Raw genomic sequence first — 15786 nt, forward strand, 5'->3', positions numbered from 1 at the left:
CCCGTTGCGCCACTTCCGTACGGTACCGTACAGTCCCCTTCCATACGGTACCGTACGGAAGGGCGGACATTGATCTACAACGTGCATGAACGGACGGTTCCCTCTGCCGTGGCCGCATCCCTCATCGACGGACTGGCCGGGGACGACGACCGGCTGTGGCCGGTACAGGCCTGGCCGGCCATGCGATTCGACCGGCCACTGGGCATCGGAGCCGACGGCGGGCACGGGCCGATCCGGTACACGGTCACGGAGTACGAGCCGGGCCGGTCGGTCACGTTCACCTTCCACCCGCCGACCCGGCTCAGGGGACACCACCGGCTGGCGGCCGACGGCGACACGCTGCGGCACGAACTGGTCGCCCGGCCCGTCGGCTGGGGACACCTCTCCTGGCCAGTCGTATTCCGCTGGTTGCACGACGCACTGATCGAGGACATGCTCGACCGTGCGGAGTCGTCCGGCACCAACCAGGAGTCCTCCGGCGTCGACCAGGTCAACCGGTCGCACCGATGGTCGTCCTGGGTACGGCTCCTGCGGCGGCTGACGGCTCCGGTCCCGCGCCGGGCCGAGCTACCGACGAACGCCCTCCTCGCCCGTCATGCCTTTCACCGGATCGACTTCGCCGACGCGTGGAGCATCCGGCTCGCCCCGGGCATGCCAACCGACCCGGCGCTCTGGTCCCGGTCGCTGTTCGGCCGGTCGTTCCGCGAGTACGGCGCGAGCCGGGACGAGACATTGCTCGGCGCGGACAAACCGCACCTGGCCTTCCGAGCCTCGGTGCTGGTCCGGGATGGGGTGGTCACCGTGTCCACGGTGGTGAACCTGCGTAACCGGCTCGGTCGGGCGTACTTCGCGCTGGTGCGGCCCGTACACCCGATCGTCGTGCGGGCGACACTACGCCGGGCGAATCGACGACTGGCCGCTGCCGCCGCCTGCCCAACCAGCCGCCGTAACTACGCGTTCGACTCCCACAAGCCACATCCAGATCATGATTACGAAAAGTGATGGTGGAATGGGATGGGCTGGTCGAGTCGGTTATTCGAGCTCGGCGGGCAGAATCTCGAACATGTCCCGGTGGACGGGTACGACAATCTGGAAGTCCTTGCGATCGACGGTGGCGACCTTTGTCGCGCCCAGCCGCTCGGCAGTGGCGATGACCATGGCGTCCACCGCGTCAAGAGGCGGGTTGGAGTACCGGTACATGACGCTACGAGCGAAGCGGTTGCATTGCCGGTCAAGTCTGTCGTGATTCTGTTACCAAAAGTGATGCGCAACCGGAATATCCGGTCTGGTCAGGTCTCGTCGTGAGCGCCGGCTGGTGGCGCGTCCGGGTTGTGGGACGTCGAGCGCGGCAGGAGCCGGGCGATACGGCGTTCGCCGTCCAGCGCCGTGATGGCGGCTGCCAGGGTCGGCGCGTGCAGCTCTTTCTCACCGCGTTCGACCATTGTCTGCGCGGTCTGCAGCGTCCTACGAAAAACCGGATTACAGAAAAGTCAGATTACAACAGCCGGTCAACCGGCATCAGAAGGGAACGGGTATTCTAGGCCGTCCGAATCAGGACAGGCCCGAACGCAGGCTCCGGGTCAGCGGTAGGCGTGGTGGTCCGCGGCGCGCCCGGCCTCCTGGTCCTCGATGAAACGCCAGATGTCGGGCTGGCTGCCGTCCACATCGGTGAAACCGTATTCGGACGCGAGCCGACCGGAGGTGACCGACCGCTGGTTCCACCGGCTCCGGTCCGAATCGGACGCGAGTGCCGCGACCGCCCGGCCGACATAGCGAGGCGATTCGGAGAGCACGAAGTCGGCAGGGGCTACAGGCTGCCCCTGGCCCGTCCTGGACGGGTCGAGAGCGTGGCGCCAGGTGTCCTCGCAGACTCCGAAGACGTCGAGCATCATCTCCGAGCGCAGCCAACCAGGGGTGACAGCGACCGCGGTGGCGCCATGCGCCGCGAGCTCGTGCCCCTGGGAGAAGGCCAGCCGGTTCACGGCGGCCTTCGCCAGGTCGTAGAACACCGAGATGCGATAGCGCGACGCGTTGTGGTCGACCGTCCCGTCGGTGACCTCGATGAGAAGGCCGCCCGGCCTGCCGATGAGCAGCGGGAGCAGGTGGTGGGAGGTGATGAGGTGGGTGTCGATCGCCAACCGGAGGATCCGCAGGCCCGCACCGAGATCGTGTGACCAGATCGGGGTGTTCCACTCGGCTGGGCCGCCCTTGAGGAGTTCACCACCCCAGATGTCGTTGACGAGTACATCGATATGGCCGTGCTCGTCGCGGATCCGTGCCGCCAGGCGTCGCACCTGATCGGAGTCGAGGTGATCGACAGGGACGGCGATCCCGACGCCGCCGAGCCCGGTGACGAGCTGCGCGGTCTCCTCGATCGTCTCGGCACGTCCGTAGTCGGAGGTCAACGTGCCCGTGGCGCTGCTCCGCCCGGTGCAGACGACGGTCGCGCCCGCCTCGCCCAGGGCGGCGGCGATGCCGCGACCAGCACCCCGGGTGGCTCCCGCGACCACGGCGACCCGGCCGCGCAGCGCGTCCCGGTCCGGCGACCACATCACCTCGCGACCTCCCCCATCCCACCGGCGAGACAGACAAGCGAGACAGACAAGATAGTCGCGTGCGCACGATCGGGGGACCGTATGCACGCGGCGGGCGGGCGGCCTGCGTCAGCCTCGGTCGCGCAGGCCACGGAAGATCGTGATCCATGCGTCCGGCGGCACGAGGCCGACCACGGTCGCCGGGCCGACGCCGGCGGCGCGCAGCGCGCCGTTCACCGCGGCGGAGGAATGGCGACGCCGCAGCGAGGCGGCCGGGGAACCACCCACCCCGCTGAACCCGAGCCGCACAAGATCCTCGTACGCCGGAAGCGACCGTTGCGGCAGCAGCGGGGAGGCCCGCTGTTCAAGCCGCAGAATGCCACCGTCCACGGCGGGCACGGGCCGGAAGGCCGGCCTCGACACCCGGCCGAGCAGCCGCCATTCATACAGCGGCCAGGTGAGGACGGTCAGCAGGCTCCATCGGCCATAGTCACCGGTGCGTTTGCGGACGTATTCCCACTGGGTCAGCAATATGGCCGAACGCAGATGCTCCGCTCCCAGGCACCATCCGACGACACCGGCGGTGACGGTGAAGGGGATGTTGCCGACGACCGCGAACGGCTCAGCCGGAGGTGCGGCACGCAGGATGTCGCCCCGCACGACCCGGATGTTCGGGCTTTCTCGCGCCACTGGCTCAAGGGCGTCGGCCATGCGCGGATCGACCTCGTAGGCGACGACTTCCCGGCACAGCGGCGCCAGTTCGCGCGTCACGGCACCGGTACCGGCGCCCACCACCTTGATCCGGTTTTGTGACCGAACCGTCACGATCACCGTGTGATGCAGGGTGATCTGACGAACGAACAGTGGACGATACCGGAGCCACTGCTACCAACGGAGAAAAAGCCTGCCCGGCAGCCGATCCGGACAAAACGACAACCGCCTCGACCTGCTCGGGGCTTTCCTGGCTGGGCTCGACCCCGCATGGCCGGATCACCTTACGAGTTCAAGGTCGGTAGGCGTCTGATAGTGAATTCCAATCTTCCGATTGGCAATTCCAATACACCTACCGTATCCGGCTTCGCTGACTGTTACGATCAGGACCGTCCGACTGATGACATCAAGTCTAGCACTCAGGAGGGGGCGGTCGAGAATGGCAGGCGTACAGCCTACGACGTACATTCCCGAACCCGAGTTCGGAACCGGTGGATCCACTCCTCGTAAAAAGACGATCAGCAATCCCTACCTGCACCGCCTACAGCGCCGCCACTTTTTGCTGTTCGACGTCCTCCCGATTGTCGGTACCGCCGCCGCCTTCGCGTTTCTTGCGGTACATCCGATCGGTGTCACCGAACTCGCCCTGCTCTTTTCGATGTGGCTCGTGACCGGACTGGGCGTCACCGTCGGCTATCACCGACTCTTCACGCATCGTACCTTCAAGGCCGCACCGTCCGCTGCAACCGCACTCGCGGTCCTCGGCTCGATGGCCGGTCAAGGCGGCCTGGTATCCTGGGTCGCCTTGCACAGGCGACACCACGAGTGCAGTGATCGCGAAGGAGACCCCCACTCCCCGAACCTCGCCGGCGGCGGCCTGAAGGGTCGGCTTCGCGGCCTGGCCCACTCCCACTTCCTGTGGATGCGCCGCCACGAATATCCGAACGTCGTCCACTACGCACCGGACCTGATCAAAAACCGCGCCCTGGTCCGAGTTGCCCGCCTCTACTACTACTGGGTCGCACTCGGGCTTGCACTCCCCGCGCTCATCGGCGGCCTCGTCTACCAGAGCTGGGCCGGAGCGGTGAGCGGCTTCTTCTGGGGCGGCCTCGTGCGGATATTCGTCCTGGAGCACGTCATCTGGGCGATCAACTCCTTTCTGCACATGTTCGGCACCCGCCCCTACGAATCCAAGGAGAACAGCAGGAACGGCGGAATCTTTGCCTTGGTGACCTTTGGCGAATCGTGGCATAACAACCATCATGCGTTCCCCGAGTCGTCTTCTTTCGGCTTGAGATGGTACCGCCTCGACCCGGGCTACTGGCTCATAAGAATGCTTGCGCTCTGCGGTCTCGCATGGGACCTGAAACGCCCGTCCGAAGAGCGGATGAAAGCAAGTCTTATACCCAGGAACGGCAAGCCCGCCCCCAGTACCGCGACATAAGGAGCGAGCACGTTGAAGCCGAGTAAGGAAGCGATTGCCACATGGTGCCAGGAGTATGTCGCGAATCTCCTTGAGATGCCCGTGGAGGCGGTGGACCCGGACGCGGACTTCGACCGGCTGGGCATCGATTCCGCCCTCGCCGTCTCCCTGCTGATCGAGGTCGAGGAGCGCTACAGCGTCGACCTGGCTCCCGAGGCATTGTTCGAGAACCCGAGCATCAATGCAGTCGCCGCGTATCTGCATGCGCAGAGTCAACAGCACGTGGCGTAGTCATGACTGCATCAGTCGACATCGACCGTACGATCGGTGCAGCGGCTGCCGTCCGCCACCACTACGACGTCGGAAATGCGTTCTACAGCCTTTGGCTGGACCGCTCGCTGACCTATTCGTGTGCGATTCGGGAAGGCACGGACGACACACTCGAAACCGCCCAGGAGAGGAAGCTGCAGTTCCACCTGGACGCGATTCGCGCCGACCGGGCCCACAGCGTGCTGGACATCGGCTGCGGGTGGGGCGCGATCCTGCAGCGTCTGGCCGAGGCGCACCGGGTCCAGCGGTCCGTCGGTCTCACCCTCAGTGAGGAGCAGGCGGCCTTCATCCGGTCCCGCGGGTATCCCGACGTGGAGGTCCGGACGGAGAACTGGCTGCACTACGAACCCGACACCCCTTTCGACGGGATCATCTCCATCGGCGCTTTCGAACACTTTGCCAGAGCCGAGGACTCGTCGGCCGAGAAGGTCCGCCTGTACCGGAAGTTCTTCAGCCGCTGCCACAGCTGGCTGAACAAGGACGGCGTGCTGTCGCTGCAGACGATCGCCTACGCGAACATGTCCCGCGAGAACGCGAGCCCGTTCATCCAGCAGGAGATATTTCCCGAAGCGGATCTGCCGACGCTTACGGAAATTACCGCCGCCGCGGAGGGTATTTTCGAGATCCAATCCGTGACCAACGGTCGGCTCGACTACGCCTGGACGTGCGAGCAGTGGGCACGCCGGCTGCGCCTGCACCGCGACGAAGCCGTTCATGTCGTCGGACCGGACGTGGTCGCCCGGTACGAGCGCTATCTGAAGCTGTCTGCCCTTGGCTTCCGGATGGGAAAGATCTGCCTGTTCAGGATCATTCTTCATCCCTTCAGAGGCAAGTACTTCGACCGCCGCGGGGTACAGGCAGGATGACGTTGGAGACACACGGCACGGCGGCTGCTGACACGGCCAAACGCGCTCAGGCGCCAATCCGGTTCAACCCCTTCAGCGCCGAATTCCGACGCGACCCCCACCCGCTCTATCGGCAGCTTCGCAGCGCGCAGCCCGTCCACCGGACGCTGGGTATGTGGGTGCTCACGCGGCATGCCGACGTACAAGGCGTCCTGCGCGACCGTACCTTCAGCGCCGGACTCATACCTGAATTGATCAGCCGGCAGGCAAGCCGGCTGTCGCAGGACAACGTGGCGCGAATCGGGCGGCTGGGGAGGAAGTCGCTCGTCTTCACCGACAATCCGGACCACGCGCGGCTGCGCGGGCTGGTGAACCGAGTGTTCACGGCGCAGGAAATTGCCAAGCTCCGCCCCCGTGTCTCGGAGGTTGCCGAACAGCTGGTACAACGGGCTTGGGACGATGGCGGCATGGATGCCATCGCTGACTTTGCGGCGCCCCTGCCGGTTACGGTCATGTGCGACTGGATGGCGCTCCCGGACAGTCTGCGCGAACACGTCGGCCAATGGACGCATGACATCCGGTTCCTGCTCGAGCCGGGGCTGATGAAAGCCAAGGACTTCACGCGTGTATGCGATGTCGTCGAGATGTTCGCGCACGCCCTGGACGAAGTGGTCACCGAACGCCGGTCCCGGCCGGGCGACGACCTGATAAGCCAGCTGCTCGCCGCGCGGACCGGTGGTGGCGACAAGCTCGGCGACGAAGAACTCGTCTTCGTGTGCATCATGTGCTTCGTAGCCGGCAACGAAACCACGAAATCCCTCATAGGCAACGGCCTCCTCGCGTTGCTTCAGCATCCGGGTCAAGACGCTCGTCTCCACCGGCAGCCAGAGCTTGTGACGAGCGCTGTCGAGGAGGCTCTGCGCTACGACAGCCCGCTCCAGCTGACCAAGCGTCTCGCGACGCGCGACGTCGAAATCGGCGGAAAACAGGTACGGGAGGGCGATCAGATTCTCCTGTGTCTTGGCGCTGCGAACCGCGACCCCGCGGTGTTCAGTCAGCCGGACGAGTTCGACATCACCCGCGACGCAAGGGGGCACCTCGCCTTCGGCCACGGGATGCACGGATGCCTGGGCGGGCTGCTGGCCAAACTGCAGGCGGAGGTTGCCTTCGAGCACCTGTACCGGCGCACTGAACGCCTGGAACTCCTGACAGAGCAACTCCAGTGGCAGGACCACAGCTTCATCGTCCGCGGTCTGAAGCACCTTCCGGTCTCGCCGAGGAGCACCAGGTAACGGACCGAAGCATTGGAGTGAGCTCCGTCGAACTCCTCCGGAGGAGGGGAAGGAAAATGGTGCAGCAGAGAACGCTGCTTCCAGAGATCCTGCAGAGCCGCGCCGCCCTCGAGCCGGCCAGCAGGGCGTACGTGTTCTTGAATGAATACGAGGAAGAAAAAGCAGTGCTGACGTACGGCGACCTGCACGCACGAGCGCTCGCCGTGGCCGGGTGGCTAAGCCGGCATTGCAGACCCGGCGACAGGGCATTGCTGATCTTCCCGCAAAGTCTGGATTTTATCGTCGCATATTTCGGATGCCTCTACGCGCATGTCGTCGCGGTACCCGTCAACCCCCCGCGCAAGAAGCGGGTTCAGGACGCGACATCAAGCATCGTGAGAGACTGCGAGCCTTCCGCAGTACTCACCGTCAGCACGATGATCGAGAGTACCAGATCCTCCCTGGAGCCGGTCTGCGGAGCCCTGCCCTGGTTTCTGGTCGACCAGGTGGCGGACGCGGCGGATACGAGCTTCCAGCCGCAGCCCTGTTCGGCGGATTCCATCGCCTTCCTTCAGTACACGTCGGGTTCCACATCCGATCCGAAGGGGGTCATGGTTTCTCATGGAAACCTTTCCGCGAACCAGGAGATGATACGGCGGGCGTTCGGCCATGATCAGAACTCGACGTTTGTCGGCTGGGCGCCGCTCTTCCACGACCAGGGTCTGATCGGAAACGTCCTGCAGCCCCTCTACCTCGGGACGACCAGCATCCTCATGTCACCGATGGCGTTCATCCGCTGGCCGCTCCTGTGGCTGTCGGCCATCTCCCGGTACCGCGCCCACACCAGCGGTGGACCGAACTTCGCATTCGACGCCTGCGTCGCACGAGCGGCCAGGGGAAATATCCCGGACCTTGACCTCAGCTGCTGGAAGGTCGCGTTCAACGGCGCTGAGCCCATTCGACCCGAGACACTGCGCCAATTCACTGAAATCTTCGCGCCCTTCGGGTTCAGCGAGAAAGCACTCTACCCGTGCTACGGATTGGCCGAGGCAACTCTGCTGGTGACCGGCAGCCAGAAGGGCCGCGGCCCGCGCACCATTGAGGCGGATGTCGAAGAGCTCAGTCACAAGCGCTATGTCGAGACGCCTGGTGACCGCGGACGGACCCTCGCAGGATCCGGACTCGTCCTCCCGGAAGAAGCCCTCCGGATCGTGGACCCTGAAACGAGACGCCCGTGTCCCGCGAACCAGGTGGGAGAAATCTGGGTTGCCGGAGAGCACGTGGCACACGGTTACTGGAGGCGCCCAGAGGCGACTGCCGACACTTTCCAGGCCGAGTGTGACAGCGAGCCCGGTCGTACCTACCTGCGTACCGGTGATCTCGGCCTGGTGGTCGACGGCGAGTTGTACATAGTGGGCAGACTGAAGGACCTGGTGATCATTCGGGGAAGAAACTACTACCCTCAGGACATCGAGCATACGGTTCAATCGTCACATCCCGCCTTGAAACCCGGCGGATGTGCCGCGTTCTCGGTTCCCGGTTCCGACGGCGAGAAGCTCGTCGTCGTCCAGGAAATCAAGGGCGAGCAACGGCGGAAAGCTGACGTGACGGACGTCGCCGCGTCGATTCGAGCGGCGCTAATACGGGAGCACGAGCTTTCGGTGAGCGACCTGGTGCTGACCCTGCCGGGCCGGCTGCAGAAAACCAGCAGCGGCAAGATCATGCGAGCCGCCGCCAGGAAACGCTATCTGGATGGCGGGTTCGAGGTCTGGACGCCGGTGACGCCCTCGGCCGCTTGAAGGATCCGTCGATCAGCAGAGAGAATGCTGGACATGGCAGCGTTGAAAGCGGCGAACCCCGACTTCGAGCAATTCGTGAGGGGCATGGTTCTGAGCATGCCGGCCGCGCAGCACCTGGGTTTCGAGTTCGGCCGGATAGCGCCAGGAGACGTCGAGATCATTCAGCCGTACCGGAAAGAGCTCACGCAGCATGACGGCTTCATCCAGGGCGGCGTGCTCGGCTCACTGGCGGACTTTGCCGGAGGCGCTGCGGCCGGCACGTTGCTGCCGGCCGGATGGGTGAACATGACCATCGACTACACGGTTAAAATTCTGACTCCGGCGAAAGGCGAGAAAATTATCGCGCGCGGCCGAGTCGTCAAGGCGGGCCCCATCATGACCGTCGCTGCGGCCGATGTCTACTCGGCCAACGGGAGCGAGGAGACGCTGTGCGCCACTGCTTTCGTGACCATGCGCAATATCAAAGCGTTCAAGGCCTGACGGCGCGGAGAAGATATGCGCCTCATCGCACCGGCGTGAGCGTCAGGGTTTCGAGTCCTTCTGCTGCGTGCAGCGGTGACCTCCTGAGTTGCGCGTGGTTTCGGTGGTGGGACTGCTCGTACGGGAAGCCGTCATCACTCGCGCACCTTCCTCGAGCAGGATTCGGGTGACGGCCAGTCCGGTGCCTTTCGCTGCGGCGACGGCGAGGGCGACCTGGCCGACGGGTTTGAGATCCACGAAGTTCCTTATGTATGTTACCGACTCGAGCAGGTGAGCTGAACAATGACCGACAGCATCCTTCCCCACCACGCTGAAGAAGTGTTCGTCTTCAACCCGTTCGCCGACGGCTTCACTGACAATCCCTGTCCCCACTACGCGGAACTGCGCACCACCGCGCCCGCCCACGAACACCCTCTCGGATTCTGGATCTTGTCCAGGTATGAGGACGTGTCGAAACTGCAGAGATCAGGACACTCCGTTGACGAACAATACCTGACACACCTTCCACTGTGGAAGAGCGACTCCAGCACGCTCGGCAAGGAGAACCGGCTGATGCGCGGACTGTCCATCCTGGATCAGGATCCACCGAACCATACGAGACTTCGCCGCCTTGTCCCCAAGGCCTTCACCCGGTTCGTCCAGCGCTTCCCCTCGCCCGCTGTCGAGGATGTGCACTGGAATGGCCGGATCAATGTGCGTGGTCCCGCGAAGTTATCGATAGCCGTGCGGTAGCGAATTCGCCAGAGTCTTACCACTGTGCGCTCCTTCGGAGCACGGTTGGAAGCGTCTGGCGTCACAGTCAAGCACATCTCCGCGCTGGGACTCATCCACGGCTTCCTCACCTTCACCGGTGTGCCTGACTCAGTGGGAAAGGTCAGCCAGGACATGTTCGGTGCACTCGACGCGCTGCTGCCGTGACTGGGGAAAGCCTGTGTACCCCGTTCAGGCCTGGTCGACCGTGGCGAGGAACTTGTCCAGCAGTCCGATGATCGTCACGGGTTGTTCCAGGGTACTGGTATGTCCGCAGTTCGCGACGATCTGCAGCTGGGCGCCTGGGATGCGGGCTGCGATGCGCTCCGCCTTCTCCGGTGGAGTGGCCTTGTCGTCGGCGCCGACGACGACAAGCGTGGGCACCGTGATCCCAGTGATCTCCTGGTCCACCGGTGCGCGGTCGGCCACCCCGAGAACCGCCTTACGCACGGCGGCGCGTTTGCTACGGTTGAGCCGACTGACCCACTCGTCAATCGTGGTTTTGCTGGCGGGGTCGGCAAGGAAGGTGGGGCCGAACATATACGAACTGACCTTGCCCAGAATTGGTTTGATGCCGAACAGACGCAGCAGCCATGCCAGCTGTTTGTACTCGCGGACTTTGCCCGGGTCCTCGGGCCCGGCACTGGTGTCCAGCAATATCAACGAACGCAGCAACTCGCCGTGGCGGGCCGCGATGCGCTGTCCGATGAAGCCGCCCATAGACAGGCCCACCCAGTGCACCGGCGCAACACCGAGTTCCCGGATCAGGGCGACCGCGTCGCCGGTGAGGGTGTCCATGTCGTAGCCGCCGGCGGTCGCCGGGGTGTCACCCTGTCCGCGCCAGTCGACCGCTATGCAACGGTAGTGCTCGCGCAGGGCCGCGATCTGCGGGTGAAACATCCAGCCACTGAATAACAGGCCGTGTCCGAACACAATGGTCGAGGCGTCTGGCAGACCCGCCGGCGCCCCGGTGTCGGTGTAGGCAATCGTCACACCACTGACATTGATGGTCGGCACGGGTCCCTCGTCTCCGTCGGCGGCCAACAGCTAAATACCAGTGTAATAGATACGGGGTCGCCCGGTCCCGGTTTCGTCTGGTCCCGGGTTGTCGACCAGCACTTGCCGGATGCGCCGTTCTCCAGAACGGCGCGAGCGGATCCGTCCGTCGGACGCGGCCAGCGGGCCGAAGGCAGTGCGATAATGGTTTTTCGCGCTCGGGGTTCCTGTCGGATCCAGGAGGTCCGGGAGGCCCAGGTCCCCGGGTTACCGAGAGGTGTTTTGTGGAACAGACAACATCATCCGACGCGGACCAGACGATCGCGATCGATTGGCAGGCATTCGCGCAAGAACCCGGCAAGGGAATTCTTCCGCAAGTGTCCGCACCCGACGTGATCGGCCGACTGGTGGCGTACCTTGACGTGCACCAGGGACAGCAGGTACTGGAAATCGGAACTGGTTCGGGCTACAGCGCAGCCGTCCTCGGTGTGGCGGTCGGCCCACGCGGCTCGGTGACATCAATCGAGCTGGTGCCGGAACTGGTCACCCGGGCCCGTGGCTCGACGACGCGTGCATCAGCAACATCGAACTGTTCGTCGGAGACGGTCGCTATGGCCGGCCCGGTGGGGGGCTTTTCCATAGGATCATCGCATGGGCGACCCCCGAGGGTGACCTGCCGACCGCCTGGCGGGACCAGCTCGCCGACGGCGGGACGTTGCTGGCTCCCATGCGGCTACTGCCGCGCGCCGGGTGCACCGCGGTAGCGGTACTGCGCAGGGACGGCAAGACGATGCGCGGAGTCCGGTTCGTGGCCGGCAGCTTCGCCCCGCTCGACCGGGTGCCCCGCCGTAAATGGTCAGCTTCGGCGTTCGATGACGACCTCCTGATCGTGGTGGACAGCCAGCCCCTGTTCTGGATGAGTTACGAGTGGATCGCTTCGACTCCGCTGCGACAGCGGGTTGCTCTGGTTGAAGCCGCGCGGACCCAAGCCGTTCAAACGGACGTAGCCGAATGGACCGGCTCTGATCACACCGCGTTCTGGGCCTACCTGATGACAATCGCCCCGCCAGGACTGACCACGGCGTTCTGGTCGGAGGCCGGCGTGTGTGTGGGCTACAGCGACGACAAGGGATTCGCCCTCCTCGGGCTGCGTTCTGACACCATGGTCACGGCTGGGTCCCCGATCGCGGCGGACATCCTGGATGAATGGGCCGACCGGTGGCGCGCGGCTGGCAACCCCGGTCTGGACGATCTGGTGCCGGTGGTCCGTCCGGGCTCCACCGGCGACCTGCGGGTCGAGGCGGTGCTCCCAGGCCAGCCGACCACGGCAGGGAGGGTCGATGTCCCAGCCTGACGACCGGACCGTCTGTGGACCATGGCACAGGAGAGGCCCGGCAAGGTCACGACAGACTAAAAGCCCTGCTCAGAGCCATGATCTGCACATTGGCGCAGGTGGGGCGGATGAGTCGGCCGGTACGCCGGGTTCTGTGGGCCGGGGGGCGCGAAGCGATCCCCGGCTGGCGGTCATCTATCTCGGGCTGCCGTTGCCGACAGCCTCCAGCGGTCCACCCGCAGGCTCGGGCGGGCAGCCCTCGAACGCCTGCGCAGCTCCGGAACCCTGGAGCTCCGGAACCTTTTGACCTTGCTCCGAGTGGGGTTTACCTAGCCGCCCGGGTCACCCCGGGCGCTGGTGCGCTCTTACCGCACCGTTTCACCCTTACCGGCGTCCGAGGACACCGGCGGTCTGTTTTCTGTGGCACTGTCCCGCGGGTCACCCCGGGTGGGTGTTACCCACCACCCCGCCCTGTGGAGCCCGGACGTTCCTCGGCGGCTCCGCGTGAGCGGAACCGACGCGACCGCCTGGCCGACTCATCCGTGACCGTCAGCATATGCCACAGCGGCCACCCCGGCCTGCCCCGGTAACCCGCGGCGGGGATACTGCGTGCTAGGACAGCACAGCACCGGCTGTCACAACACACCTGGCACAACATCACCTGGAAGACGAGGGACGGGATCGGCCGTGACAACGCCCGGGGAACCCACCAAGAAGATTGATCACACCCGTCCGCTGCCAGCGCCGCCTGTCGGCGGAGCCGGGTCACCCGGTACCGCCGGGCCCGGGGTGACCGACGCCGGCCCGACCACGCCCGCCCCACCCACCGGACCCACCCCGCCTGCCGGACCCGCGCCGGCCGAACGGCGTCGCGGTGTCGGCTACTCCACCTACGCGATCACCGTCCTCGTCCTGCTGCTGACGATCACCATGATTGTATTCGTCGTACAGAACGACCAGCGGGTGAACATATGGCTGTTCGGTTCCACCCACAACATGTCGCTCGCGGGCGCGCTCGCCGCGTCGGCGGCGGCCGGCCTGGTGATCGGACTGCTGATCGGGCTGATCACGCAGATCAAGGTGCGCAAGGAGCTGCGCCAGTACCGCCGCGGCAAGCACCCAGCACAGCAGACACGCTGAGCACAGCAGACAGCACAGCACAGCGGACGCTGAGCACGGCCAACCCCGGACAGGGCCTCGATCAGGCCAACCCCGAGCCGGGGGCCAACCTTGATCAGGGACACCCGATCAGGGACAGTGGCCCGCTACTGTCCCGACTCGACCAGGTGGGCGGCGTGGATGCCGTCGTTGAAGCTGCGGAGCACCGCCGGCCCGTCCGAGTACCAGTCGATCGTGGAGATCGACACCAGGTCGAGGTGAAGCCGGTAGAGGACCGCGGGCGAGGCGTCCAGCGCCAGCAGCGTGAGGGTCTTGATCGGGGTCACGTGCGAGACGATCAGGATCCGTCCACCCGGATGCGCGGCCAGGATGCGGTCCCGGGCGGCGGTGACCCGCCGGATCGTGTCGAGGATGCTCTCCCCGCCGGACGGGGCGACCGCCGGGTCGGCGAGCCAGGCGTTCAGCTCGTCCGGGAAACGCTGGCGGACCTCGGCGAAGGTCAGGCTCTCCCAGGTACCGAAGTCGGTCTCGCGCAGGTCGTCGTCGATCAGGTAGTCACGGCCGAGGGCGTCCGCGGTCTGCCGGGCCCGCTTCAGCGGCGAGCAGTACACCGCGTCGAAGGGGACGTCATGCAGCCGCTGTGCCACGGCGAGCGCCTGCGCCTGGCCGACGTCGGTCAGCGCGGCGTCCACCATGCCGCTGAACCGCTTCTCCACCGACATCGGTGTCTGCCCGTGACGTAGCAGCACGGTTGTCGTGGGTGGTGCGGGCGGAGCCATCCAGCCCGACAGCCGGTTGGTGGTCGGTGCCGTGTGCGGCGCGGGTTCCGGTGACTGGGGTTCTGGTGGTTCCCAGGTACGGCCCTGCGCGGCGGCGTCCATGGCCTCGTTCGCCAGCCGGTCGGCGTGGCCGTTGCGCTCCCGCGGGATCCAGCTGTAGCGGACCCGCGGGAACTCCCGCGCGATGCCGGCGGCTTCCGTCGCCAGCGGCCGCATGGCCGGATGCTTGATCTTCCAGCGTCCGCTCATCTGCTCGACGACGAGCTTGGAGTCCATCCGGACGTCGACGTCGGCGGCCGGGTCGATGTCGGCTGCCGCGCGCAGCCCGGCGATCAGGCCCTGGTACTCGGCGACGTTGTTGGTGGCCCGGCCGATCGCGCCCGCCCGTTCGGCCAGGACCTCGCCGGTGTCGGCGTCCCGGACGAGCGCTCCGTACCCCGCCGGGCCCGGATTACCCCTTGATCCGCCGTCGGCCTCGACGACCAGGCGGCGTGACGGACGGTCACTCATGGTCGGCTCCTATCCGGTCGCTCGCTCACGGACCCGATCTCGTCCACAGGCCTGATCTCGCTCACAGACCTGATTCCGCGGTCCGGACGAGGATGCGCCGGCATTCCTCGCAGCGCACGACAGCGTCCGCGGGAGCCGCCGCGAGGTCGCGCAGGTCGGCACCGGACAGCTCCAGGTGGCATCCTTCGCAGCTCCGCCTGACGAGCTTGGCCGCCCCCACCCTGGCGGACGAGGCGCGCAGGCGTTCGTACAGGGCCACGAGGTCGGCGGGCAGCGTCGGCGCGATGGCTTCGCGTTCGGCGCGGCGTGCCGCCACCTCGCTGTCGATCTCGGTCAGCGCCGCGTCCCGCCTGCCCGCGGATGCCGCCCGCTCGGCCTCGAGGCGCTCCTGGTCCGCCGTGATCGCCCCGGCCCGGGCCTCCAGTCCCTCGGCGGCCTCCATGAGCTCGAGTAGTTCGTCCTCGAGCACGCCCTGCCGGCGGGTGAGCGAGGCGATCTCCGCCTGCAGGTTCTCCAGCTCACGGGCGCTGGTGATCTGCCCGGAGTCCAGGCGCTTGCGGTCGCGAGCGGCCCGGGAGCGCACCAGGTCGACTTCGTTGTCCAGTTTCTTCTGCGACCGGTTCAGGTCCCGCAGCTGGGTGGAGACCCGGACCAGGTCGTCGTTGAGCGCGGCCAGCTGTGCGTCCAGCTTGTCGATCTCGGCATGCTCGGGCAGGTTCCGCCGCCGCACGGCGAGCCGGTCAAGGCTGGAGTCGATCGCCTGCATGTCCAACAGACGAAGCTGGGTCGCTGGATCAGCCTTCATGTGCTCCTCACTGTGCTCCGCAGGCGTTGCTCCCGGCAGCATCCGTCACCGCTGGTCCTGCCTCCGCCCGGTCGTCCTGGTCCGCCCGGTCACGATCCGGT

General features: G+C 65.9%; 18 protein-coding genes, 1 other RNA gene and 2 pseudogenes. 12 read left to right on the plus strand and 9 right to left on the minus strand.

Going from position 1 to position 15786, the window contains the following annotated elements:
• Positions 1–108: 108 nt before the first annotated feature.
• On the plus strand, positions 109–1002 hold the full coding sequence (locus DD1DGNOD_RS18440) for a DUF2867 domain-containing protein (RefSeq protein ID WP_206443284.1): 894 nt from the start codon (positions 109–111) through the stop codon (positions 1000–1002).
• Between the two features lie 30 nt (positions 1003–1032).
• On the opposite strand, the gene DD1DGNOD_RS18445 is transcribed toward DD1DGNOD_RS18440, so the two are convergent.
• The 4 genes from DD1DGNOD_RS18445 to erm form a co-directional block, all read right to left on the minus strand.
• The gene (locus DD1DGNOD_RS18445) at positions 1033–1200 is read right to left on the minus strand and encodes a hypothetical protein (protein WP_131767713.1); all 168 of its coding nucleotides are present in this window, start codon (positions 1198–1200) and stop codon (positions 1033–1035) included.
• A gap of 89 nt (positions 1201–1289) precedes the next feature.
• Positions 1290–1442, minus strand: coding sequence for a hypothetical protein (locus tag DD1DGNOD_RS27250; protein ID WP_165035104.1), 153 nt, complete (start codon positions 1440–1442; stop codon positions 1290–1292).
• Between the two features lie 138 nt (positions 1443–1580).
• Positions 1581–2552 (minus strand): SDR family oxidoreductase, encoded by a 972-nt coding sequence (locus DD1DGNOD_RS18450; RefSeq protein WP_241255823.1) that lies wholly within the window; start codon positions 2550–2552, stop codon positions 1581–1583.
• Between the two features lie 111 nt (positions 2553–2663).
• Entirely contained in the window at positions 2664–3359 is a 696-nt protein-coding gene (gene erm, locus DD1DGNOD_RS18455) for a 23S ribosomal RNA methyltransferase Erm (RefSeq protein ID WP_206443285.1), read from the minus strand.
• A gap of 325 nt (positions 3360–3684) precedes the next feature.
• Between erm and DD1DGNOD_RS18460 the strand changes: the two genes are divergently transcribed.
• The 6 genes from DD1DGNOD_RS18460 to DD1DGNOD_RS18485 are packed head-to-tail and all read left to right on the plus strand — an operon-like array spanning position 3685 to position 9393.
• Complete coding sequence (locus tag DD1DGNOD_RS18460; protein WP_131767715.1) at positions 3685–4689, plus strand: acyl-CoA desaturase; 1005 nt, start codon at positions 3685–3687, stop codon at positions 4687–4689.
• Between the two features lie 12 nt (positions 4690–4701).
• Complete coding sequence (locus DD1DGNOD_RS18465; protein WP_131767716.1) at positions 4702–4959, plus strand: acyl carrier protein; 258 nt, start codon at positions 4702–4704, stop codon at positions 4957–4959.
• 2 nt (positions 4960–4961) lie between these two features.
• A complete protein-coding gene (locus tag DD1DGNOD_RS18470) occupies positions 4962–5864 on the plus strand; it encodes an SAM-dependent methyltransferase (RefSeq protein ID WP_131767717.1) in 903 nt (300 codons plus the stop codon).
• Positions 5861–7135: a cytochrome P450 gene (locus DD1DGNOD_RS18475; protein WP_131767718.1), complete on the plus strand. Its 1275-nt coding sequence runs from the start codon at positions 5861–5863 to the stop codon at positions 7133–7135. Before DD1DGNOD_RS18470 ends, DD1DGNOD_RS18475 begins: the two co-directional genes overlap by 4 nt.
• A gap of 56 nt (positions 7136–7191) precedes the next feature.
• Positions 7192–8913: a fatty acyl-AMP ligase gene (locus DD1DGNOD_RS18480; RefSeq protein WP_131767719.1), complete on the plus strand. Its 1722-nt coding sequence runs from the start codon at positions 7192–7194 to the stop codon at positions 8911–8913.
• A 33-nt stretch (positions 8914–8946) separates the two neighbouring features.
• On the plus strand, positions 8947–9393 hold the full coding sequence (locus DD1DGNOD_RS18485; protein WP_131767735.1) for a PaaI family thioesterase: 447 nt from the start codon (positions 8947–8949) through the stop codon (positions 9391–9393).
• Positions 9394–9435: 42 nt separating this feature from the next.
• Here DD1DGNOD_RS18485 and DD1DGNOD_RS18490 read toward each other — a convergent pair whose 3' ends face one another.
• Positions 9436–9630 (minus strand): hypothetical protein, encoded by a 195-nt coding sequence (locus tag DD1DGNOD_RS18490; RefSeq protein ID WP_131767720.1) that lies wholly within the window; start codon positions 9628–9630, stop codon positions 9436–9438.
• Between the two features lie 45 nt (positions 9631–9675).
• Between DD1DGNOD_RS18490 and DD1DGNOD_RS18495 the strand changes: the two are divergent.
• A pseudogene (locus DD1DGNOD_RS18495) lies at positions 9676–10026 on the plus strand (cytochrome P450); the annotation flags it as partial.
• A gap of 144 nt (positions 10027–10170) precedes the next feature.
• Positions 10171–10311 carry a hypothetical protein gene (locus DD1DGNOD_RS27255; protein WP_165035108.1) on the plus strand — a complete coding sequence of 47 codons (141 nt, stop codon included), beginning with the start codon at positions 10171–10173 and terminating at the stop codon, positions 10309–10311.
• A 24-nt stretch (positions 10312–10335) separates the two neighbouring features.
• Here DD1DGNOD_RS27255 and DD1DGNOD_RS18500 read toward each other — a convergent pair whose 3' ends face one another.
• Positions 10336–11160 carry an alpha/beta fold hydrolase gene (locus tag DD1DGNOD_RS18500; RefSeq protein WP_131770703.1) on the minus strand — a complete coding sequence of 275 codons (825 nt, stop codon included), beginning with the start codon at positions 11158–11160 and terminating at the stop codon, positions 10336–10338.
• A gap of 401 nt (positions 11161–11561) precedes the next feature.
• On the opposite strand from DD1DGNOD_RS18500, the pseudogene DD1DGNOD_RS31355 reads away from it, so the two are divergent.
• Together DD1DGNOD_RS31355 and DD1DGNOD_RS18510 are read left to right on the plus strand one after the other, a co-directional pair.
• Positions 11562–11815, plus strand: a pseudogene (locus tag DD1DGNOD_RS31355) (protein-L-isoaspartate O-methyltransferase family protein); the annotation flags it as partial.
• A gap of 51 nt (positions 11816–11866) precedes the next feature.
• Positions 11867–12493, plus strand: coding sequence for a hypothetical protein (locus tag DD1DGNOD_RS18510; protein ID WP_131767722.1), 627 nt, complete (start codon positions 11867–11869; stop codon positions 12491–12493).
• 104 nt (positions 12494–12597) lie between these two features.
• Here DD1DGNOD_RS18510 and rnpB read toward each other — a convergent pair.
• Positions 12598–13011: RNase P RNA component class A (rnpB, locus tag DD1DGNOD_RS18515), an RNA gene on the minus strand.
• A 148-nt stretch (positions 13012–13159) separates the two neighbouring features.
• Here rnpB and DD1DGNOD_RS18520 point away from each other — a divergent pair.
• Positions 13160–13612 (plus strand): lipopolysaccharide assembly protein LapA domain-containing protein, encoded by a 453-nt coding sequence (locus DD1DGNOD_RS18520; RefSeq protein ID WP_131770705.1) that lies wholly within the window; start codon positions 13160–13162, stop codon positions 13610–13612.
• A gap of 125 nt (positions 13613–13737) precedes the next feature.
• Here DD1DGNOD_RS18520 and DD1DGNOD_RS18525 read toward each other — a convergent pair whose 3' ends face one another.
• Both DD1DGNOD_RS18525 and DD1DGNOD_RS18530 read right to left on the minus strand, forming a co-directional pair.
• Positions 13738–14880: a bifunctional RNase H/acid phosphatase gene (locus DD1DGNOD_RS18525; RefSeq protein WP_131767723.1), complete on the minus strand. Its 1143-nt coding sequence runs from the start codon at positions 14878–14880 to the stop codon at positions 13738–13740.
• A gap of 61 nt (positions 14881–14941) precedes the next feature.
• The gene (locus tag DD1DGNOD_RS18530; protein WP_131767724.1) at positions 14942–15685 is read right to left on the minus strand and encodes a zinc ribbon domain-containing protein; all 744 of its coding nucleotides are present in this window, start codon (positions 15683–15685) and stop codon (positions 14942–14944) included.
• Positions 15686–15786: the final 101 nt, after the last annotated feature.

Origin of the sequence: Candidatus Protofrankia californiensis, from assembly GCF_900634765.1 — a bacterium.
Lineage (GTDB): Bacteria > Actinomycetota > Actinomycetes > Frankiales > Frankiaceae > Protofrankia > Protofrankia californiensis.